Source organism: Paraburkholderia dilworthii (genome assembly GCF_000472525.1).
Taxonomy (GTDB): Bacteria; Pseudomonadota; Gammaproteobacteria; order Burkholderiales; family Burkholderiaceae; genus Paraburkholderia; species Paraburkholderia dilworthii.
Genome location: NZ_AWZT01000051.1, coordinates 20,799 through 41,849 on the forward strand (window position 1 = coordinate 20,799; position 21,051 = coordinate 41,849).

The 21,051-nt window shown below is 63.1% G+C and carries 16 protein-coding genes; 11 read left to right on the plus strand and 5 right to left on the minus strand.

Annotated features, from left to right (window positions below; translation table 11 throughout):
• Nucleotides 1–102: 102 nt before the first annotated feature.
• Entirely contained in the window at nucleotides 103–1,188 is a 1,086-nt protein-coding gene (locus F759_RS0129895; protein ID WP_027803091.1) for a porin, read from the minus strand.
• 262 nt (nucleotides 1,189–1,450) lie between these two features.
• Between F759_RS0129895 and F759_RS42915 the strand changes: the two genes are divergently transcribed.
• Nucleotides 1,451–1,615, plus strand: a complete 165-nt coding sequence (locus F759_RS42915; protein ID WP_154670922.1) for a hypothetical protein — start codon at nucleotides 1,451–1,453, stop codon at nucleotides 1,613–1,615.
• Between the two features lie 134 nt (nucleotides 1,616–1,749).
• Here the strand turns inward: F759_RS42915 and F759_RS0129905 are convergent, their stop codons facing one another.
• Nucleotides 1,750–2,193 carry a hypothetical protein gene (locus F759_RS0129905; protein ID WP_027803093.1) on the minus strand — a complete coding sequence of 148 codons (444 nt, stop codon included), beginning with the start codon at nucleotides 2,191–2,193 and terminating at the stop codon, nucleotides 1,750–1,752.
• Nucleotides 2,194–2,762: 569 nt separating this feature from the next.
• Here F759_RS0129905 and F759_RS0129910 point away from each other — a divergent pair.
• From F759_RS0129910 to F759_RS0129950, 9 genes are all read left to right on the plus strand, one after another.
• Entirely contained in the window at nucleotides 2,763–3,788 is a 1,026-nt protein-coding gene (locus F759_RS0129910; RefSeq protein ID WP_027803094.1) for a bile acid:sodium symporter family protein, read from the plus strand.
• A gap of 365 nt (nucleotides 3,789–4,153) precedes the next feature.
• On the plus strand, nucleotides 4,154–6,010 hold the full coding sequence (locus F759_RS0129915; RefSeq protein ID WP_027803095.1) for an EAL domain-containing protein: 1,857 nt from the start codon (nucleotides 4,154–4,156) through the stop codon (nucleotides 6,008–6,010).
• A gap of 289 nt (nucleotides 6,011–6,299) precedes the next feature.
• Complete coding sequence (locus tag F759_RS0129920) at nucleotides 6,300–7,286, plus strand: LacI family DNA-binding transcriptional regulator (RefSeq protein ID WP_027803096.1); 987 nt, start codon at nucleotides 6,300–6,302, stop codon at nucleotides 7,284–7,286.
• Entirely contained in the window at nucleotides 7,283–8,566 is a 1,284-nt protein-coding gene (locus F759_RS0129925) for an AGE family epimerase/isomerase (protein WP_027803097.1), read from the plus strand. The genes F759_RS0129920 and F759_RS0129925 overlap by 4 nt, the downstream gene beginning before the upstream one ends.
• Nucleotides 8,563–9,480 (plus strand): carbohydrate kinase family protein, encoded by a 918-nt coding sequence (locus F759_RS0129930; RefSeq protein ID WP_027803098.1) that lies wholly within the window; start codon nucleotides 8,563–8,565, stop codon nucleotides 9,478–9,480. Before F759_RS0129925 ends, F759_RS0129930 begins: the two co-directional genes overlap by 4 nt.
• A 132-nt stretch (nucleotides 9,481–9,612) precedes the next feature.
• Complete coding sequence (locus F759_RS0129935; RefSeq protein ID WP_027803099.1) at nucleotides 9,613–9,843, plus strand: hypothetical protein; 231 nt, start codon at nucleotides 9,613–9,615, stop codon at nucleotides 9,841–9,843.
• A gap of 59 nt (nucleotides 9,844–9,902) precedes the next feature.
• Nucleotides 9,903–10,148 carry a hypothetical protein gene (locus F759_RS0129940; RefSeq protein WP_027803100.1) on the plus strand — a complete coding sequence of 82 codons (246 nt, stop codon included), beginning with the start codon at nucleotides 9,903–9,905 and terminating at the stop codon, nucleotides 10,146–10,148.
• 250 nt (nucleotides 10,149–10,398) lie between these two features.
• Nucleotides 10,399–11,361, plus strand: coding sequence for an ion channel (locus F759_RS0129945; RefSeq protein WP_027803101.1), 963 nt, complete (start codon nucleotides 10,399–10,401; stop codon nucleotides 11,359–11,361).
• Between the two features lie 263 nt (nucleotides 11,362–11,624).
• Nucleotides 11,625–15,212, plus strand: a complete 3,588-nt coding sequence (locus F759_RS0129950; RefSeq protein WP_027803102.1) for an indolepyruvate ferredoxin oxidoreductase family protein — start codon at nucleotides 11,625–11,627, stop codon at nucleotides 15,210–15,212.
• Between the two features lie 84 nt (nucleotides 15,213–15,296).
• On the opposite strand, the gene F759_RS0129955 is transcribed toward F759_RS0129950, so the two are convergent.
• Both F759_RS0129955 and F759_RS0129960 read right to left on the minus strand, forming a co-directional pair.
• Entirely contained in the window at nucleotides 15,297–16,013 is a 717-nt protein-coding gene (locus tag F759_RS0129955; RefSeq protein ID WP_027803103.1) for a copper homeostasis protein CutC, read from the minus strand.
• A 43-nt stretch (nucleotides 16,014–16,056) separates the two neighbouring features.
• Complete coding sequence (locus F759_RS0129960) at nucleotides 16,057–17,325, minus strand: EAL domain-containing protein (protein WP_027803104.1); 1,269 nt, start codon at nucleotides 17,323–17,325, stop codon at nucleotides 16,057–16,059.
• A gap of 534 nt (nucleotides 17,326–17,859) precedes the next feature.
• On the opposite strand from F759_RS0129960, the gene F759_RS0129970 reads away from it, so the two are divergent.
• Complete coding sequence (locus tag F759_RS0129970; RefSeq protein ID WP_027803105.1) at nucleotides 17,860–19,509, plus strand: Na+/H+ antiporter; 1,650 nt, start codon at nucleotides 17,860–17,862, stop codon at nucleotides 19,507–19,509.
• 69 nt (nucleotides 19,510–19,578) lie between these two features.
• On the opposite strand, the gene F759_RS0129975 is transcribed toward F759_RS0129970, so the two are convergent.
• Nucleotides 19,579–20,886, minus strand: coding sequence for a solute carrier family 23 protein (locus F759_RS0129975; protein WP_027803106.1), 1,308 nt, complete (start codon nucleotides 20,884–20,886; stop codon nucleotides 19,579–19,581).
• Between the last annotated feature and the right edge of the window lie 165 nt (nucleotides 20,887–21,051).

Here is a 21,051-nt window from a genome sequence, read left to right on the forward strand (position 1 = left end):
AGCCCACGTTCCGTGAGGAAGCGGGCTTTGGAGGTTGTGGCCATGCGGCCGGCTCGCGGCAGTCGCGCCGCGCGCGGGCCAGTTCAGCCGACGCTGCGACGCCTAGAACTTCGCGCGCAAGCCGACGCCGTATGTGTTGCCGCTCGACTGGCTGCTGATGTGGTCGTACAGGTAAGCCGCGTAGACGTCAGTGCGCTTGGACAGCGGGTAGTCGTAGCCGATCGCCGCGGTCTGGCGCGTCTGGTCGAAGCCGCCGCCGTCGCGCGAGTAAGCGTACGACGCCATCACCGTTCCCGGCCCCGCGGGCACCGACACGCCGCCCTGCGCGGTGTTCACGTGCCAGCTCGTCAGCGTCTGGTCGTTATGGGTGTACATGTACTGGCCGAACAGCTTCACGTACTTAAGGTCGTACGAGACGCCGACTTGCGCAACGCTCTGCGCCTTCAGGCCCGGCACGCCCGACGAATCGAAGCTGCCCAGATCGCCCGGCGTGTTATTGAAGTTCACGTACTGATAAACCGCGGTCGCGGCAAACGGGCCGTGGAAGTACAGCACCTGGCCGCTCCACTTCTTCGCACCGTTCTGCGTCGTGTTGCCAAGCGCGTACATCGCGCTCGCCGACAAACCATTGAAGTTCGGCGACTGATACTGAACCGCGTTATTCCAACCGGAGTCGCCGGTCACGCCCTGATCGGTCGAGTAAGTCGGGAACGTGCCGAGCCCGAGATACACGTGGTAGACCATCGGCGAAAAGACGTACGAGTCGATGAACGGGTTGAACAGAATCGTCGACACGAACAGTTCGGTGGTCAGACGGCCCGCCGTAACGGTGCCATACGGCGATTCGATGCCGACATAGGCATTGCGCGAGAACGTCGTATCGCCGGTGAAGCGGCCGTACTGCCCGTTTTGCGCGCGGAAAAAGCCTTCTAGCGTGAAGATCGCCTTGTAGCCGTTGCCCAGATCCTCAGCCCCTTTCAAACCCCAGTACGACGTCGACATTCCGCCGCCGGACACCTGCACCGCAGTCTTGCCGCCGGGGAATTTCTGCGCGCCGACCCATTCGTCCACCTGACCGTAGAGCTGCACGCTCGATTGCGCGAAGGCCGACGATGCACCGGCCAGCAAAGCGGCACATGCGGTTGCCTTGAGGGTGGTCTTCAGCACACAGCTGATGTTTGTTTTCATGGATTCTCCAGTCTTTGTCAAAAGGGTTTGGCTATGCGAAAGGGCAAGCTCGCGCGAACCATTGTTGTCGTCCGTTCGATCGTCGAGCCAATCTGGGCGGGACCATCTTTGCGGACCATTTTTATAAACAAAAATATCGCTGGTTATTGCCGGTATATCGGTCCGATTAGTTTTGTCGCTTATCGTCCTGCTAAAGACCTTCGCGCGCGCGTGCTCGCGGTGCCGCAGCAGAGGCCACGGCTCGCGCGAAGCAGCGCTCGACATGCGCCAGCCCGTCAACAACGCTTCAAATGACATGCCGATGACGCGCCGCCGCATAAACGCCAAATTTGACGACGGGATGCGGTCCGCTGCCGAGTGTTTTCAAAAAAGTGTGGCGTCGAAACGTCAGATTGCGCGCGTGCTGTTGAAGCGAGGCGAACTGTAATGCGCTCACCAAGCTGATTGAAAGGCGAGGAAATGAAGACGCTGTGAGCAACCGGCGTTGTGAGGTATGAGGCGCAAGCGGAAAACGCCGCGCCGGATCCGGCTAAAGCTCGTTGAAGTCGGGTCTAGCCGAAGTTAGTTCCGGTACGGTGAATTATCGGGCGGGCGGCCGTCGTCTGCTTGGCGCTGGATCGCGCGCAGTGCACCGCGTTCTTCGTTGTAGCGCGCGACGTCGGCGCGAATCGAGCCCGAGCGAACCGGCGCGTTGGACTGCGGTCGCTGTCCGGGCCGCGACTCGGCACTGACGGGCGTAATCACACCGGCATAGGGAATACCGCCGCGGCCTTCGCCTGGATAAGCGCCCGGTCCGGCAACACGGCGGATGCTCAGGGTCGAAGCGCCCGAGCGGCCGAGCTCGCGATTAATGTCGCGGTTGACGTAGTTGCCGTGACCAAAACTGTCCGCGGCAAATTTCACGACGCCTTGCGGCATGCCTGGCCCTTTCGCATAGGCGAACGAGCACAGCACGACGATAGCCGCGCCCCACGCCCAGTGCTTCGTTCTCGACAACCCGTCCACCAGTGACTCACTTGCCCGAAGACTTGCCTGAAGCCCACCGTTCGAGCTGCGATGGACTTGTTGTGGGACTGGCGCGGGCGCTGCGGACACGTCGCGGCGCGGGGCATCCCGATGGCCTTTGAAACGGTAATTTATGGTCGCCCGCAATGGGTGTCGAGCCAAAAAGTGTTAGGCCCTTCCCGCTGTTGTAACACCTTGTTACTGCGACGTTTTTCTACGACATAAGCCTTGCGGAAACGGCCTGGAACCGGTGATCCATTGAGGCTTGCCGCGTTCGCGAAACATGGAGCGACCCAAGTGATGGGTGCTCTGTTTCGCGCGGCGTTTACCCGACCGCTGCGAGGCACCGATGTGCAACCTCGCGAGCCAGCCCACTGCTTGATGACGCGCCTCGGAGTCTGTCCACTGGCATCGAATGCAATCGAATCATTAATCAATTCGGCAAATGAATTTGCGTTTTCAATCGGTCTGGATGGACAATAAGGGTTTTCCATAGCGCGAAAAACGACGCGGCGCTTCGCGCACGCGCCTTGCGTGCAGTCCTGCGCTACCGATTTCGAGAACCCGACATGGCCCGCCCGAAACTGCTTCCCGACAACTTCACTCTTTGCCTCGTCGGCACGGTGATACTCGCCAGCCTGCTCCCGGTTCGCGGGCAGGCCGCCGTGGGGTTCGACTGGGTGACGAACGTCGCGGTCGGGCTGCTGTTCTTCCTACACGGCGCGAAGCTTTCGAGGGAAGCGATTGTTGCTGGCGCGACGCATTGGCGTCTGCATGTGGTCGTACTGCTCAGCACGTTCGCGCTGTTTCCGCTGCTCGGCCTCGCGCTTAAACCGCTCCTTTCGCCACTTGTCACGCCTGCGCTCTATGCCGGCATCCTCTTCCTCTGCACGTTGCCGTCGACGGTTCAGTCCTCTATCGCGTTCACGTCCATTGCCAAAGGCAACGTGCCGGCCGCGGTTTGCAGCGCGTCGGCCTCCAGCCTGCTCGGTATCTTCATCACGCCCGCACTCGTCAGCGTCCTCGTCACGAATCAGGCGGCGGGCGGTAGCTCCCCCTGGCACACCGTGGGCAATATCGTGCTGCAATTGCTGGTGCCGTTCGTCGCGGGACAACTGCTGCGCCCGCTGATTGGCAAGTGGATCGACCGGCATCGCGGCGTGCTGAAGTTCGTTGATCAGGGCTCCATTCTGCTGGTGGTGTACGGCGCCTTCAGCGAGTCCGTGACCGAGGGCTTGTGGCATCAGATCCCGCTCTCCGCGCTGGGCGGCGTGCTGCTCATCAGCGCGGTGCTGCTCGCGCTCGCGCTGGGCATGACGATTCTGGTGAGCAAGCGGCTCGGCTTCAGCCGCGCTGACCAGATCACCATTATCTTTTGCGGCTCCAAGAAGAGTCTTGCCGCCGGCGTGCCGATGGCCAAGGTCATCTTTGCCTCGCAGGCGGTCGGCGCTGTCGTTCTCCCGCTGATGCTGTTCCACCAGATCCAGCTGATGGTGTGCGCCGCGCTCGCGCAGCGTTGGGGCGCTCGCGACACCAGTGGCGAAACTCGCGTCGCCTCGCGCGAGCGAACCGCCGCTGCCGTCGCTCGCCGTTGAATACGCGCGCAATGCAAATAGGACATTCATAAGCGCCCTCCCTGAGCGTCGTTTTCGAAAAGCCGCCTTGCGCGGCTTTTTGTTATTTCACGCTCATACGCGACGGTTGTCGCCTCGGCCGGATGGCATAGGCAGATTCCTGGTCAACCCCTGGTCGGCTTCTGGTCGGCTTCTGGTCGGCTTCTGGCCGGCTTCTGGTCGACTTCCGGCCAACTCCTCCTAGCGCCCCACAACCGTCAGAAAACCGCGCGCGAAGACTCGCCCAGCCGAACGCACCACTCCAGTGCAACGCGTCACCAAAAGTTCACTTAATTCTCCGCACCGCAGGTCGATAAGCCGAAGGTCCATCGCTACGCGTACCTGCCATGCAACTTCGCTCGACCTCCGGAATCACCGCGCCGCGCATCGAGGAACTGATTGTCCGGCGCGACCTGTCTGCCGTATTCCAGCCGATCATCGACTTCGAGGACGGCGCGATTCTCGGCTACGAGGGCCTCATTCGCGGGCCCGCCGGCACATCGCTCGAAGCGCCGTTCGCGCTCTTTTCGCAAGCGCTCGCCGAAGGCTGCACGATCGAGCTCGAACAGGCCGCCGCGCGCGCCTGCATCGAAGCGTTCGCGCGGCTCGGCTACGACGGCAAGCTGTTCCTCAACTTCAGCGCGGGCGCGCTTCGGCGTCTCGCCGAGGCGCCCGGCGACACGCTTGCGCTGCTGCGGCATCGCGGCGTCGACCCGCAGCGCATCGTGGTCGAGTTGACGGAGCAAAGCACGATCCCCGACGTGGGCAGCTTCCTGCCGGTGATCGCCTCGTTGCGCACGGCGGGCGCGCAGTTCGCCCTCGACGATTACGGCACCGCGAACGCCAGCATGAATCTGTGGGTGCGGCTCCAACCGGATGTCGTGAAAATCGACCGCTTCTTCATTCACGGCATCGCCTGCGATCCGCTCAAGTTCGAAGCCGTCCGCGCGATGCAGCACTTTGCGAGCGCGAGCGGCGCGCGCCTCGTGGCAGAAGGCATCGAGAACGAGGCGGATCTGATCGTCGTGCGCGACATGGGAATCGGCTGCGGGCAAGGTTTTTTCTTCGGCCGTCCGCATGCGCAGCCGGCACGCAAAGTCACCGACGACGCTCGCGACGCGCTGCGCGCCGGCCACATCGCCGTGTTTCCAGAGGCAACGCGCACGCTCGGCGGCGCATCGCCATCTGGCGGCTTGGCATCCGAAAAGATGCTCGTACACGCGCCCGCACTGCCGCGCCAGGCGACCAACAACGACGTGCTCGAACTCTTCAACCGTCTGCCCGATCTGCACGCGGTCGCCGTGGTCGAGCATGACGAGCCCGTGGCGCTCATCAATCGCCGCAGCTTCATGGACCGCTATGCGTTGCCGTATCACCGCGAGCTGTTCGGCAAGCGGCCGTGCCTGCTGTTCGCGAACGCGTCCCCGGTGGTGATCGAAAAATCGATGACCGTCGAGCAGATGGCCAAGCTCCTCGCAAGCGACGATCAGCGCTATCTCGCCGATGGCTTTGTCATCACCGAAAACGGCAAGTACGCGGGACTCGGCACCGGCGAAAACCTGGTGCGCGCGGTGACCGAAGTGCGCATCGAAGCGGCGCGCTACGCGAACCCGCTCACCTTCCTGCCGGGCAACATTCCGATCAGTTCGCACATTGCGCGCCTCGTTGGCAATCACGCCGGTTTCTACGCGTGCTACGTGGACCTGAATCACTTCAAGCCTTTCAACGATCAATACGGCTACTGGCAGGGCGACGAAGTGCTGAAGTTCGCCGCAGCCGTGCTCGCCGACGTCTGCGATCCGACGCGCGACTTTCTTGGTCACGTCGGCGGCGACGACTTTCTGGTCCTCTTTCAGAGCGACGACTGGCGCGAACGCGTGCTGCGCGCGATCCGTGTGTTCAACGAAGGCGCACAACGCTTCTATGCGCCGGCTGACCGTCTCGCCGGAGGCATTCACGGTGAGGACCGTCGCGGCAATCCGACCTTCTTCGGTTTCGTGACGATGGCGATTGGCTGCGTGCGCGTGGAGCCGGAGCCGGCCGACGGCGCGTCGCTCTACAACAGCGAGGAAATCGCCACGGTTGCAGCGCTGGCCAAACGGCGCGCGAAGCTGGAGGCAAGCGGATTCGTGCTGATCGATGCAGAAGATAGCGTGGCGTTGCTGCGCGGGCAGTCAGGAGCAGAGGCGATACCCGTCGACTGAGCGAGCGGCCTCTTGCGCCTGAACGAAACCGAGCAGGCGGGGAGCGCCGACGGCAACGCGCTCCGGCTTTTTTGGCCGAGATGCAAAGTGCGCGCCGCCATGCTGCAAACGTACTCGAAGCGCGTGTGTTTAGCAGATTTTACTAAACACATAAATCTCGAAAAAAGCCGTATCTACGGGTATTTACGGGTGCCATCAATCTCGCTTATCGGCTGTTTTGCAGCGGTTTTACTATACAATCGCCCGGACCCAAACACGTGCGGCCGCCTTGTCACGGCCGCTTGCTTCGATGGCGACAACAATCCGCGACGTCGCGCTAGCGGCCAGCGTGTCGATCGGCACGGTCTCACGCGCACTGAAAAATCAGCCAGGGCTTTCCGAGGCCACTCGGCTGCGCGTGGTCGAAGCCGCGCGCAAGCTCGGCTATGACGCCGCCCAACTGCGTCCGCGCATCCGCCGTCTGACGTTCCTGCTGCACCGCCAGCACAACAACTTCGCCGTGAGCCCGTTCTTCTCGCACGTGCTTCATGGCGTGGAAGACGCGTGCCGCGAGCGCGGCATCGTGCCGTCGGTGCTGACCGCCGGTCCGACCGAAGACGTGATTCAACAGATGCGTCTGCACGCCCCAGACGCCGTCGCGATTGCGGGCTTCGTCGAACCGGAGACGCTTGCCACGCTCGTCGCCATGCAGCGCCCGCTCGTGCTGATCGATTTGTGGGCGCCTGGTCTTCGCTCCGTGAATCTGGACAACGCCGCCGGCGCCGCGCTTGCGATGCAGCATCTGTTCGAACTGGGGCGCAAGCGCGTCGCGTTCATCGGCGGATCGCTCGCGCACTTCAGCATCGCGCAGCGCGCGCTCGGTTACCGGCGCGCGTTTTTTGAAGCGGGGCTGCTGTTCGACCCGTCGCTCGAAGTAACGATCGACGCCGGACTCGATCCGGACAGCGGCGCCGCCCGAGCGATGCAGCAACTGCTCGATGCGCCGGGCTCACGCCCCGACGCCGTGTTCGCCTACAACGACGCCGCCGCGCTCGCGGCGCAGCGCGCCTGCTTCGCGCGCGGCGTGCGCGTGCCCGAGGACATCGCCATCATCGGCTTCGACGACATTCCCGCCGCCGCTCACGCCACGCCGCCGCTGTCCACCATTGCGGTCGACAAGGAAGCGCTCGGCCGCCGCGGCGTCGAATTGCTGCTGGAAGACGCGCCCGCCGAAACGGAAGTCCGCTTGCCCGTCCATCTCATTGCCCGTGCCAGTACTTTGGTGAAAACGCCATGACGCTATCCGCTACGCCCCACTCCGCCAACGGCGCACCTGCCGTGCCGCCCGTCGCGAGTTTTCGCGGCCGCGAGTTTCTGCTCTCGCATATCGAAGACACGCTGCGCTTTTACGCGCCGAACCTGCTCGATCCAAGCGGCGGCTTCTTCCATTTTTTCCGCGACGACGGCTCCGTCTACGACAAAACCACGCGGCACCTGGTGAGCAGTTGCCGCTACGTTTTCAACTACGCAATGGCGTATCGCCAGTTCGGCGACCCGAAGCACCTGGAATACGCGCGCCACGGCTTGCGCTTTCTGCGCGACGCGCATTGGGACGCGCAGCACGAAGGCTACGACTGGGAGATCGAATGGCGCGACGGCAAAAAGCACACGCTCGACGCCACGCGCCACTGCTACGGCCTCGCGTTCGTGCTGCTCGCGTATTCGCACGCGGCGATGGCCGGCATCGAAGAAGCGAAGCCGATGATCGGCGCGACCTTCGAGTTAATGGAGCATCGCTTCTGGGACGCCGCCGCCGGTCTCTATGCCGACGAAGCATCGCCCGAATGGCGCGTCAGCTCCTATCGCGGGCAGAACGCGAACATGCACGCCACCGAAGCCTTGCTCACCGCGCATGAAGCGACCGGCCACCTCGTCTATCTGGATCGCGCCGAACGCGTCGCATCGAATATCACGCTACGTCAGGCGAAGCTGTCGCAAGGGCTCGTGTGGGAGCACTTTCACGCGGACTGGTCGGTGGACTGGCACTACAACGAGGAAGACAGTTCGAATATTTTTCGTCCGTGGGGTTTCCAGCCGGGACATCAAACGGAATGGGCGAAGCTGCTGCTGATTCTCGAGCGCTATCGTCCATTGCCCTGGCTCTTGCCGCGCGCCATCGAACTGTTCGACGCCGCGATGACGCACGCGTGGGACGAAGACCACGGCGGCCTCTATTACGGCTTCGGCCCCGACGGCACCGTGTGCGATCACGACAAGTACTTCTGGGTGCAGGCCGAGACGTTCGCGACCGCCGCGCTGCTCGGCAAACGCACCGGCAACGAACGTTTCTGGGACTGGTACGACGAGATCTGGCGCTATAGCTGGGCGCATTTCGTCGACCACAAATACGGCGCGTGGTATCGCATACTCACCTGCGACAACCGCAAATACAGCGACGAAAAGAGTCCGGCCGGCAAGACCGACTATCACACGATGGGCGCGTGCTACGAGGTGCTGGCGCATGCGCTGGCCGACGGCGCGACCGTCGCGGCCGTCTCCACGGAGCACGCAAAATGAGTCCAATCAGCGCGACCAATGAACTGCCCGTCTTCGTTTCGGCGGGCGATATCCTCACCGACCTCGTGCGCACCGGCGCGTCGCAATGGCTGTCGCGCCCTGGCGGCGCCGGCTGGAACGTGGCGCGCTGCGTCGCACGGCTCGGCTTGCCGACTGCGTGCGCGGGCTCGCTCGGCGTCGACAATTTCTCCGATGAGCTGTGGGACGCGAGCGTTGCCGCAGGGCTCGACATGCGCTTCATGCAGCGCGTGGAGCGCCCGCCTTTGCTCGCGATCGTTCATCGCACGCATCCGCCTGCTTACTTTTTCATGGGCGAGAACGGTGCCGATCTCGCCTTCGATCCCGCGCGTCTGCCGTCGGGCTGGATGCAGCAGGTGATGTGGGCGCACTTCGGCTGTATCAGCCTCGTGCGGCAACCGCTCGGCGACACGCTCGCCGCGCTCGCTGCCGAGTTGCGTTCGCACGGCGTGAAGATCAGTTTCGATCCGAACTACCGGAACCTGATGGAGCACGGCTACGAACCCACGCTGCGCAAAATGGCCGCGCTCGCCGATCTGATCAAGGTATCCGACGAAGATCTGCGCCTCATCTTCAAGACCGAAGACGAAGCTCATGCGCTCGCCGAGTTGCGCGCGATGAACCCAGCCGCCACCGTGCTCGTCACCCGCGGACCGGAGACGGCCCTGCTGATCGACGGCGCGATGACGGCCGAGGCGCGGCCGCCGCGCGTCGAAGTCGTGGATACGGTCGGCGCCGGTGACGCTTCCATCGGCGGCTTGCTGTTCAGCCTGATGACGGCTTCGCAGCGCGCGTGGCCCGAGCATCTGGCGTTCGCGCTGGCGGCAGGCGCGGCCGCATGCCGGCACGCGGGCGCGCATGCGCCGTCGCTCGATGAGGTCGTCGCGCTGCTGTAATGCTCCCGGTTTATCTTGTCCATTGCACCCGCACGCGTCGTGGCCAGGCGCGCTGCGCCGCGGGCTTCAGCCGAAGCGCCATCGGCGTGCTAGGATGAAAAAACCGTAACCTTTGGAACAAGGAGCGACGCGATGGAGGACCTCACCTACACCAAAGGCATCTACACGGCCACTGCGTCGGTACGGGAACTCGGCCAGGATACCTGGCAAGGCGTGGTCACCCTCGCGCGCGACGAGGGCGAAGCCAGTCAGGACCAGGAAACCACGGTCTACGAAGTCGAAGCTACGTCGTCGACACCGGGAGAGGCGCTGGAAGAAGCAAAGGCGCTCGCCCATCGCATACTCGGGGAAATCGAATTCTAGGCAGACCGGCGCCGCGCGTCTCGCACCGCGCCGCCTGAATCCAATGGTCGGAGGCGATCATGGTTGAACAGCTCTTCCTCTACGGCGTGTACTCGATTCACGTCCGCCCAATCGAACTCAGCGGCGCGCGCTGGGACGCGGAATACGAAATCCGGCATCGGGAGAAAGCGGTCAAGCCGTGGACGACCATCGGCGGCGACAACGGTTACGCCGACGAGGCGCAAGCCATCGCCGCCGCACATCAACAAGCCGTCGACGACATCGAACACGGCGCGGGCATTCCGAAGCCGCGCGCATTTCCGTAAAGCAAAACCCACGCAGCTCGCGCCGGCGCGCAAACGGCAAACGCCCTTTACCGATTGACGAGACGGTAGCGCAGCGGGAATACGCGGTAGCACGAGAACGCCTGTCAGCGGCACTGTCACGCGCTGCTCACGGTCAAGCCGCGCAAGCGCGTCACCGCTTCGGGCTGAGCCTTCCGTCGCGCGCGAGGCGGCAATTCGCGAGGACCGCGGCGTGCTACGCTTTCGCCGTTTTCATTTCCATGAGCACGCGATGGCCACCGAACCGACAGACCGCTTGCCCGGCATCGGCGACGCTGAAGCCAGCGCGAAAAAGAGCCGCTCGCGCGGCAGCCGTGAATTGCGTCTGGATGATCGCGTGGTGATCGCTCACGGCATGCCGACGCGGTTATGGCAGGACCTCTATCACCGCGCGCTCGTCGTACGCTGGCCGATGTTTTTCGTCAGCCTCGCGGTGATTTTCCTGCTGCTCAACACAACCTTCGCCGCGCTTTATATGCTCGGCAACGCGCCCATTGCCAACCAGTACCCGCCAGGTTTCGGCGGCGCGTTTTTCTTCAGCGTCGAAACGCTGGCCACGGTCGGTTACGGCGACATGCATCCGCAAACGGTGTACGCGCACTGGATCGCGACACTCGAAATCTTCGTCGGCATGTCGAGCATTGCGTTGGCAACCGGGCTGATTTTCGCGCGCTTCTCGCGTCCGCACGCGAAGATCGTGTTCGCCCGCTATGCGATCGTCCGGCCGCTCGACGGTCACATGACGTTGATGGTTCGCTCGGCCAACGGGCGCCAGAACGTCATCGCCGAAGCGCATGCACGGCTGCGCATTCTGCGCCGCGAAACCACCGCGGAAGGCTATACGCTGCGCAAGCTTTACGACCTCGCACTGGTGCGCGACCAGCACCCCGTGTTCAAACTCGGCTGGAGCATCATGCATGTAATCGATGAAGCGAGCCCGCTCTTCGGCGAAACCGCGGAAACGCTAAAGGCACGCGACGCGTCGCTGCTGCTCACGCTGGAAGGCGTCGACGAATCCACGTCGCAGACCATGCAGGCGCGGCACATGTGGACCTGTGACCAGATTTACTGGCAGCACCGTTTTGTCGACATCATGAGCGAACGGGACGGCGTGAGTCATATCGACTATTCGCATTTTCATGAAGTCGTGCCGCTCGACGAAGCGCCCGTCACAGCGACTGTGTCCAGCCTTTAATCACGCCAACCACGGACTGAGCCGTTACCCGCATCGCACCAGGGCATACCCGAATCCGCTATGCGCGTGGCAGATCCATCTCAAAATTCGGCCAAAACGCGTCGCTCTTCGCGCTCATTCGCCGGCATGCCGACAAACTAGAAAAAATCCACTCTGATCGGCGCTAAAAAATAGAGTCTCTTTCGCTGCGGCACCTTGTGGTTGCGAGGACGCGCACCGAAGGCAAAACAGCAACCCTCACGCATGGGATTGGAGACTCACCTATGACCGCTCGCCTGCCCATCGACGGCACGCCCGCTCTTGCCGACTACAAGCTGTCCGACAATCTCACCGCGACCCGCGGCCGGATCTTCCTGACCGGCACTCAGGCGCTGGTGCGCCTTGCGCTGATGCAGCGCTCGCTCGACCGCGCGCGCGGCATGAACACCGCGGGTTTCATCAGTGGCTATCGCGGCTCGCCGCTCGGCATGGTCGATCAGCAATTGTGGAAGGCGAAGGCACTGCTCAGCGCGAGCGATATTCGCTTCCTGCCCGCGATCAACGAAGAACTCGGCGGGACGGCCGTGCTCGGCACGCAGCGCGTTGAAGCGGACCCGGAGCGCACTGTCGAAGGTGTGTTCGCGATGTGGTACGGCAAGGGCCCCGGCGTCGACCGCGCCGGCGACGCGTTGAAGCACGGCAACGCGTACGGTTCGTCGCCGCACGGCGGGGTGCTGGTCGTGGCCGGCGACGACCACGGCTGCGTGTCGTCGTCGATGCCGCATCAGAGCGACTTCGCAATGATGGCGTGGCACATGCCGGTCGTGAATCCCTCGAACATCGCCGACATGCTCGAATTCGGACTGTACGGCTGGGCGCTGTCGCGCTTCTCGGGCGCGTGGGTCGGCTACAAGGCGATCTCCGAAACCGTCGAATCGGGCTCGACCGTCGATCTCGATGCGCTGCGAACCGAATGGACCGCGCCGGAGAATTTCGAAGCGCCGGCAGGCGGCTTGCATAATCGCTGGCCCGATCTGCCGAGTCTCACCATCGAATCGCGAATGCACGCGAAGCTCGACGCCGTACGTCACTTCGCTAGAACCAACAGCATCGACAAGTGGATCGCGCCGAGCCCGCATGCGGACGTGGGCATCGTCACATGCGGCAAGGCACATCTGGATCTGATGGAAACGCTGCGCCGACTCGATCTGACTGTCGCCGATCTGGATGCAGCGGGCGTGCGCATCTACAAAGTGGGTTTGTCGTTCCCGCTGGAGATGACGCGCATCGACACATTCGTCGCAGGACTTTCCGAAGTGCTGGTAATCGAGGAGAAAGGCCCGGTCATCGAGCAGCAGATCAAGGACTATCTGTACAACCGCACCCAAGGCGCGCGGCCAGCCGTGATCGGCAACCATGCGCAAGACGGCAGCATGCTGCTGTCGTCGCTCGGTGAATTGCGGCCGTCACGCATCTTGCCGGTGTTTGCGAACTGGCTCGCGAAGCACAAGCCAGCACTCGATCGCCGCGAACGCGTGGTCGATCTCGTCGCGCCGCAAATTCTCTCGAACGCCGCGGACAGCGTGAAGCGCACGCCGTACTTCTGCTCGGGCTGTCCGCACAACACGTCGACGAAAGTACCGGAAGGCTCGATTGCGCAAGCCGGCATCGGCTGTCACTTCATGGCTTCGTGGATGGAGCGCGACACGACCGGTCTCATCCAGATGGGCGGCGAAGGCGTGGACTGGGCATCGCATTCGATGTTCACGAAAACGCGCCATGTGTTCCAGAATCTCGGCGACGGCACGTACTTTCACTCCGGCATTCTCGCGATCCGTCAGGCGGTCGCCGCGAAAGCCACCATCACCTACAAGATTCTCTACAACGATGCAGTTGCAATGACGGGCGGGCAACCGGTCGACGGCAGCATTTCCGTGCCGCAGATCGCGCGTCAGGTGGAAGCCGAAGGCGTGTCGCGCTTCGTCGTGGTCAGCGACGAGCCGGAGAAATACGACGGCCATCACGAGCTTTTCCCGAAGGGCACGACGTTCCATCATCGTAGCGAAATGGACACCGTGCAGCGCGAATTGCGCGACACCGACGGCGTGACCGTGCTGATCTACGACCAAACGTGCGCCGCCGAAAAACGGCGTCGCCGCAAAAAAGGTGAATTCCCCGATCCGGACAAGCGCCTCTTTATCAACGAGGAAGTTTGCGAAGGCTGCGGCGATTGCGGCGTGCAGTCGAATTGCCTGTCGGTTGAGCCAGTCGAAACGGCCTTGGGGCGCAAGCGCCGCATCGATCAATCGTCGTGCAACAAAGACTACTCGTGCGTGAACGGTTTTTGCCCGAGCTTCGTGACCGTCGAAGGCGGCAAGCTGAAAAAAGCTGCGGGCGTCGCGTTCGATCCGCAAGCATTGGCTGAGCGCGTCAACGCGTTGCGGCTTCCCGCCACGCATCTCGACGCCGCACCGTACGACATTCTGGTGACGGGCGTCGGCGGTACAGGTGTGGTGACGGTCGGTGCATTGATCAGCATGGCTGCGCATCTGGAAGGCAAGAGCGCGTCGGTGCTCGACTTCATGGGCTTCGCGCAAAAGGGCGGCTCGGTGTTGTCGTTCGTGCGCTTCGCCGCCCGCGACGAGTGGCTCAACCAGGTACGAATCGACACGCAACAGGCGGATGTGCTGCTCGCCTGCGACATGGTGGTCGGCGCGAGCGCCGATGCATTACAAACCGTGCGTCGTGGCCGCACGCGCATCGTCGTCAACACGCATGCCATTCCGAACGCCACGTTCGTGCAGAACCCGGACGCTACGCTGCATGCCGACGCGTTGATCGACAAGATGCGCCATGCAGCCGGCGCTGAACGCATGTCGACTTGCGACGCGCAGGCGCTCGCCACGCGTTTCCTCGGCGACACCATCGGCGCGAACATTCTGATGCTCGGTTATGCGTGGCAACTAGGTCTCGTGCCCGTTTCGTTCGGCGCGTTGATGCGCGCAATCGAACTGAACAACGTGGCCGTGCAGATGAATCAATTGGCTTTCTCAATCGGCCGACTCGCTGCCGACGATCCGGCCGCGCTCGAATCGCTGTGGCAGGCGCGGCATGCCGCGAAGCAGGCGGTGCGCGTCGATACGCTCGACGAGTTGATCGCTCATCGCCAAGGCCGACTGCAAACTTATGGCGGTGCGAGCTATGTGAAGCGTTATCGGGCGCTGGTCGATGCGGCGCGCCGTGCGGAAAACACCGTTGATGCAAGCAGCGAACGCGTGACGCGTGCGGTGGCCACCACGTTCTATCGTCTGCTGGCGGTGAAGGACGAATACGAAGTCGCGCGTCTGCATACCGATGCCGCGTTCCGCGAAGCACTCGAAGCGCAATTCGAAGGCGTAGCCGGCAAGGACTTCGGCATCAAGTTCAACCTCGCGCCGCCGACACTTGCGCGCCCGCATGCCGGCGTGAATCCGACGAAGAAAACGTTCGGCCAATGGATGTGGCCGGTCCTCGGTGTACTCGCAAAGGTGCGCGGCCTTCGCGGCACGATGCTCGATCCGTTTGGCCGCACGCTCGAACGAAAGATGGAGCGCGAACTCGCCGACGACTACGAAACCACGTTGCAGCGCGCGCTTGCAAAGCTCGACGCCGGCAATCTCGAAGACGTCGCGAAGCTCGCCGATCTGCATGCGCGCGTGCGCGGTTACGGTCATGTGAAGCTCGCGAATCTGGCGGGCGTAAAGCGTGGCGAACGCGACCTTGTGGCGCGCTTGCAGATTGAGGCGGCGACGGGCGCGTCGGTGCAGAAATCGCTGGAGGAAGTGAAAGGCGCTGGGCAATTGCGCGGCATTCCGGTGGTGGTCGCGAAGTAAGCGTTATCGCGTCGGCCTTTCTAACGCTGACAACGAAGCCGCTGCGTGCGCAGGCACGCAGCGGCTTTTTGTTTGCCTGCGGATTCAGCCCGCTTGCGTGATGTTCGCTTGTGCATTTAGCAAGGCCCTGACTCGCGTAACCTGTTCTCTTTCGACCGGTGCAAAACCACTGCCACCCACGCGGACGCCCGAGCCGAAATGCACCGCTTCAACCAGCGTTCTGCTCACAAAGCCCGCAACCGCATCGACCGTCAGACCCGCGCCTGCCAGCACCGTGCATCGCGATCCTGCTGCTTGCCGCACCAACTCGCGAATTGTCGCTTCGGCATTGAGCACCGACGGCTTTCCACCCGACGTCAGCACATTGGTCACGGCATCGAAACCGAGCAGCACGTCTAGCGCTTTTTGCCGATCGCGCACTTCGTCGAACGCGCGATGGAAGGTGATCGCGAGGCCATCGGTCGCGTCAATTGCACGCCGAAGCTGTTCGCGGTCGATCTCGCCGTCCGCGTTCAACATGCCGATCACCACACCGCTCGCGCCCGCCGCCTTGACGGTTCGCACGTCGCGCAGCATCACCGCGAAGTCGTCCGCGTCGTAGACGAAAGAACGGCTGTGCGGTCGCACGATCACATTGACGGGAACGCCGACCGCGTCGACCACCGCCTCGATGAGACCGATGCTCGGCGTGAGGCCGTCCTCGCCCATCGCGGTCACGAGTTCGAGGCGATCGGCGCCCGCTTGCGCGGCGAGCCGCGCGTCGGCAACGGTAGCGGCAATGACTTCGAGCAGAACGGACATGAGCGCGACCGGTGTCGTTGAAAACGACATCATCGCAGAAGCGCTACTCGTCGATCCAGTCGATATCGCCGCACAGCACGCAGGTCTGCGCACCGACGCGCGTCGCCACCGACAACGTCACACACGGCAATGCTTCGTTGATCGACAGATACGGACGCGTCACATGCACGCGCTCCGGCGAGTTGATCGCATCGCGAAAGTACGGACGACGCAGCCAGTTCGCGCCTTGTGCATCGGCAAGCGGCAAAAAACGCGTTTCATGCGCCGCGCGATCGGCTCGCAGCACGACGTTGCGGCCCGCCTGCCGCCCTTTGCCGTCGAGCAGAAAGCAGCGCGCGGCGTGATCGAGCGCGAGAAAATTCCAGCACACTTCGTCGAGCGGCTCGCCGGCTGCAAGCCGTTCGGCTGCGCGTTCGAAGGCGCGCAGATAGGGAGCGAGGCGGCTCGCGTTGCGGCGCTCGCGTGCTTCCATCTGATCGCGATAACGCTCGGTGAGCTCGCTGATGCAAGTCGCCGCATGCGTCGCGTCGGCCGCGCCCGGGTTCGGACGTCCGAAGAAAAAGCCTTGAACGAAGTCGGCGTTGCAGGCAAGCGCCATTTGCGCTTCGTGTTCCGTTTCCACGCCTTCCACGAGCACGAGCTTGCCGGCTTCGTGCAGCAACGCGACGAGGCCCGGCAAAATCGTTCCCATATCGGCGCGGTGCGCCGCGTGCGACAGCATGATGCGGTCGAGCTTCACAATATCCGGGTTCAATTGCCAGATCCGCTCGACGTTCGAATGGCCCGCGCCGAAATCGTCGAGTGCGATCAGGAAGCCGCGCTCGCGAAACTGGCGCACCGCATCAGCGAGACGTTCGAGATCTTCCGCGCGCTGCTCGAGCACTTCGAGCACGATGCGCCGCGGCGGCAAGCCCAGGCGCTTGAGCGTAGCGAGTAATGCAGCGGACAGATACGGATCGGTGAGCGCACCCGGATGCACGTTGAGAAACAGCCACTCGCGTTCCGCGCCAAGCACCTTGAAGTTTTCCAGATGCAGCGTCTGCGCAAGACGGTCCAGCTGCAATACATCACCGACACGCGCCGCCTCGCCGAATACGTCGAGCGGCGATACCGGGCGGTCGAGCATGTCGTGCGCGCGCAGCAAACCTTCATAGCCGACCGCCCGCATATGCGACAGGCTGAAGATGGGTTGAAACACGCTCGTCAGCGTGAGCTCACCGTGCTGTGCCGAGAAGCGTTCCAAGCCCGACGTCATTTCGACGTCGAAGCCGGGGGGCGCAGTGGCCGTCCTTTCCTGTTGCGCAATCGTCATGCAATCCTCTCACGCGAGAGCCGGGCCGGTCGAACGCGGATGCAAACGACCCACGGCGCCATTGCTCCAAAATGTGCGTCATCGATATGGCTTAAGCAAGCTCCATGCGCACGCTCGCGCACATAGCGATGTAACTGGCGTGAAAGATTGCACCGACGGCACGGTGCATGCGCCACGCGAGGGCGCAACGCGCACCGATAACGTGCAATCAACGTGCAACTGGCGAGAGACGCGCTTCGCCAGTCCGTGGCCTCTGTGGACTTCCCGAAGTGCGAAGCGAGAGAGCTACACTGCGCGGGCTAGACTCGCAGGATAAACTCGCGGTCTGTGGGCAGTCTGTAGGCGCTCTGCCGCGTGTTCTACAGCGCGGTCTACCGTTCACGCTCAAGCTTCGCGCTTCAGCTCGCCGCTCGACTTGATGCCTCGTCCCGCCCCGCCGGCGCGCGTCATGCCGCTTGCGAGCCGTTCCGCGAATTCCTCGGATGGCATCGCGACTTTGTCCACCTCACCGTTATCTCCCCAAGTCTCGTACCGATGGAAATTCTCTTCACCGTATTGATTCTTCTGCTTGCCGTGGCCGCGTCGGGAGTCGTGACCCGCTTGCTGCCCGTACCGTTGCCGCTGGTTCAGATTGCAATGGGCGCGATGCTAGCGTGGCCGAAGCTCGGGCTGCACGTCACATTCGATCCGGAAATCTTCATGATGCTGTTCATTCCGCCGCTACTTTTCGCGGACGGATGGCGCATTCCCAAGCGCGAATTCTTCATGGCGCGCCGCTCGATCCTGATGCTCGCGCTCGGCCTCGTTTTCATGACGGTGCTCGCCGTCGGCTACTTCGTGCACGCGCTCGTCCCGTCGATGTCGCTGCCCGTCGCGTTCGCACTCGCCGCCGTGTTGTCGCCAACCGATGCTGTCGCGCTCTCCGGCATCGCGGGCAAGGGCAAGATTCCGGGCAGGCTGATGCACATCCTCGAAGGCGAGGCGTTGATGAACGACGCGTCCGGCCTCGTCGCACTAAAGTTCGCGATCGCCGCCGCGCTCACCGGCGTGTTTTCATTGCGCGACGCATCGATCAGCTTCGTGATCATCGCCGCCGGCGGTCTCGCGACGGGCGCGGCGGTGAGCTGGCTCTTCAGCTTCGTCTCCGTGCGCTTTCTGAATCTCACCGAAGAAGGCGACCCGGCGCCCGGCGTCGTGATGACCTTACTCATTCCGTTCGCCGCATACCTGATCGCGGAACGCCTCGAACTCTCGGGGATTCTCGCGGCGGTCGCGGCCGGCATGATGATGAATTACACGACGCTCGCGACGTCCGGACCGGTGGCATCGCGAGTGCGCGCGAGCAGCACGTGGACGATGATCGAGTTCGTCTTCAACGGCATGGTGTTCATTCTGCTGGGATTGCAGTTTCCGCACATTCTCGGGCGCGCGCTGCTCGACGCGCATCAAACCAGCGACGCGCAAGTCGGACGGCTGATCGGCTATATCGCCGCTGTCGCGGCGGCGCTCTACGGGATGCGCTTCGTGTGGGTGTGGCTGCTGCGCTGGTTCGCGAGCCGCGGCGCGGCGCGGCAAGGGGTCGCGAACGCGGTGCCGGGATTACGCACCGTGGCGGTCACGACGGTCGCGGGCGTGCGCGGCGCGGTGACGCTCGCAGGCGTGTTGTCGTTGCCGGAGATGCTGCCGGGAGGGGCACCGTTGCCTGGGCGCGATCTCGCGATATTCATCGCATCCGGCGTGATTCTGCTGTCTTTGCTCGTCGCGGTAATCGCGTTGCCGTTGCTGTTGCGCGGATGGCGCCGCGGCAAGGACCCGCACGCGGCAGAAGAAGCGCTTGCACGCGCGATGGCGGCGCAAGCCGCGATTCGCGCCGTCGACAACGTGCATAACAAGGAATGCGCGAACCTCGACGAATCCGCCTCGGCATATGCGGCCGATGTGACCGCGCGCGTAATGGACATCTATCGCCGCAGGCTGACTGCACTCGGTGAAGACCGGGAGCCGCGCGAGATGGCGCGACGCGCCGATGCATTGGAATTTCGCATGAAGCTCTCGGCGATGCGCGCCGAGCGCCAGGTGTTGCTCAGCTTGCGCAGCAGTCAGGCGATCAACGACGAGACGTTCAACAAGCTCATGCGCGAAGTAGATCTGTCGGAGACGGCGCTGACCGCGCGCAGGAAGTAAAGCCGGCTTCGGCTGAAGTTGCGGCGGGCTTCTTGCTGACAGCGAAAGCTCGCGCCGCCGCGAAAACCGTCAGGCCACCTGACCTTGCGCCGGCTTCCTTCTGAGGAGCGCATAAAGAATGATCGCGCCGAAAGTCGCCGTGCCGATGCCGCCAAGACCGAAGCCGCCCAACTTCAGCGAGAAGTCGCCGGCGCCGAGCACGAGCGTGACAGCGGCCACGATCAGATTGCGGTTGTCCGAGAAGTCCACCTTGTTGACGACCCAGATACGCGCGCCCGTCACCGCGATCAGACCGAACACCACAATCGAAACGCCGCCGAGCACCGGACCCGGAATGGTCTGGATGACCGCGCCGAACTTCGGCGAAAAACCGAGCACCAACGCAATCAAAGCGGCAATGACGAACACCAGCGTCGAATAGATTTTGGTTACCGCCATCACGCCGATGTTTTCGGCGTACGTCGTCACGCCTGTGCCGCCGGCGAAACCCGACACGACTGTTGCGAGTCCATCGCCGAGAAATGCGCGGCCGATATAGCGGTCCAGGTTCTGTCCGGTCATCGCGCTCACCGCCTTGATATGCCCAAGATTTTCGGCAACGAGAATCACCGCGATCGGCGCGAGCAACGTCATCGCACGCATGTCGAACACCGGCGCCGTAAAGTGCGGCATACCGAACCACGCAGCGTTAGCCACAATCGAAAAGTCGATCGGCTTGCCCATGCCGAGGCCGTTCGTCACGATGGCGTAGATCACATACGCCATCAGCAAGCCGACGAGAATAAGCAGGCGTTGCAGCATGCCGCGCCCGAACACGGCGACCGCGCCGACGCACAGCACGGTGACCAACGCCATCCACGAATCGAAGTTGCTGCCGCTCACGCCGCGCACCGCAATGGGCGCGAGATTCAGACCGATCACGCAGACGATAGCGCCGGTCACGACCGGCGGCATTAGCGTTTCGATCCAGCGCGTGCCGACCGCCGACACGATCAGCCCGATGATCGCGTACACCACGCCGCACGCGATGATGCCGCCCAGCGCGAGCGGAATGTTCATATTCGGACCGTGGCCGCCATAGCCCGTAATCGCGATCACGAGACCGATGAACGCGAAGCTCGAGCCCAGATAGCTCGGCACGCGGCCGCCGACCAGCACGAAGAACAACAGCGTGCCGATGCCCGACATGAAGATGCAGAGGTTCGGATCGAAGCCCATCAGCAATGGCGCGAGCACCGTCGAGCCGAACATGGCGACGACGTGCTGAATGCCCATCGCGAACATCTGCGGCCAGGCGAGGCGTTCGTCGGTGCCGACGATGCGCCCCTCGACGGCGTCTGGCTGCACGCGCCAGCGGGGAAAATAGGAATTGGCCATCGCGGGGGTTCTCCTCTATTCGGCATTTTTCGTTGATGACGGCGCGAAAAAGAAACGCCGTGCGGGAATTACGCGCGAGTGTACGGAGTGCCACTAGAGGTGGCAAGCGCGAACAATATGGCGTGAATCCAGTTCAAACGACACCTCGCGCGATGACACGAAGGC

Excerpts from the sequence above, each read along its gene's own strand:
- F759_RS0129895 (WP_027803091.1), bottom strand. The coding sequence starts at position 1,188 with ATGAAAACAAACATCAGCTGTGTGCTGAAGACCACCCTCAAGGCAACC.
- F759_RS0129910 (WP_027803094.1), top strand. The coding sequence starts at position 2,763 with ATGGCCCGCCCGAAACTGCTTCCCGACAACTTCACTCTTTGCCTCGTC.
- F759_RS0129955 (WP_027803103.1), bottom strand. The coding sequence starts at position 16,013 with ATGTCCGTTCTGCTCGAAGTCATTGCCGCTACCGTTGCCGACGCGCGG.
- F759_RS0129970 (WP_027803105.1), top strand. The coding sequence starts at position 17,860 with ATGGAAATTCTCTTCACCGTATTGATTCTTCTGCTTGCCGTGGCCGCG.
- F759_RS0129920 (WP_027803096.1), top strand. The coding sequence starts at position 6,300 with ATGGCGACAACAATCCGCGACGTCGCGCTAGCGGCCAGCGTGTCGATC.
- F759_RS0129975 (WP_027803106.1), bottom strand. The coding sequence starts at position 20,886 with ATGGCCAATTCCTATTTTCCCCGCTGGCGCGTGCAGCCAGACGCCGTC.
- F759_RS0129915 (WP_027803095.1), top strand. The coding sequence starts at position 4,154 with ATGCAACTTCGCTCGACCTCCGGAATCACCGCGCCGCGCATCGAGGAA.
- F759_RS0129960 (WP_027803104.1), bottom strand. The coding sequence starts at position 17,325 with ATGACGATTGCGCAACAGGAAAGGACGGCCACTGCGCCCCCCGGCTTC.
- F759_RS0129925 (WP_027803097.1), top strand. The coding sequence starts at position 7,283 with ATGACGCTATCCGCTACGCCCCACTCCGCCAACGGCGCACCTGCCGTG.
- F759_RS0129935 (WP_027803099.1), top strand. The coding sequence starts at position 9,613 with ATGGAGGACCTCACCTACACCAAAGGCATCTACACGGCCACTGCGTCG.
- F759_RS0129945 (WP_027803101.1), top strand. The coding sequence starts at position 10,399 with ATGGCCACCGAACCGACAGACCGCTTGCCCGGCATCGGCGACGCTGAA.
- F759_RS0129930 (WP_027803098.1), top strand. The coding sequence starts at position 8,563 with ATGAGTCCAATCAGCGCGACCAATGAACTGCCCGTCTTCGTTTCGGCG.
- F759_RS0129940 (WP_027803100.1), top strand. The coding sequence starts at position 9,903 with ATGGTTGAACAGCTCTTCCTCTACGGCGTGTACTCGATTCACGTCCGC.
- F759_RS42915 (WP_154670922.1), top strand. The coding sequence starts at position 1,451 with ATGCGCCAGCCCGTCAACAACGCTTCAAATGACATGCCGATGACGCGC.
- F759_RS0129950 (WP_027803102.1), top strand. The coding sequence starts at position 11,625 with ATGACCGCTCGCCTGCCCATCGACGGCACGCCCGCTCTTGCCGACTAC.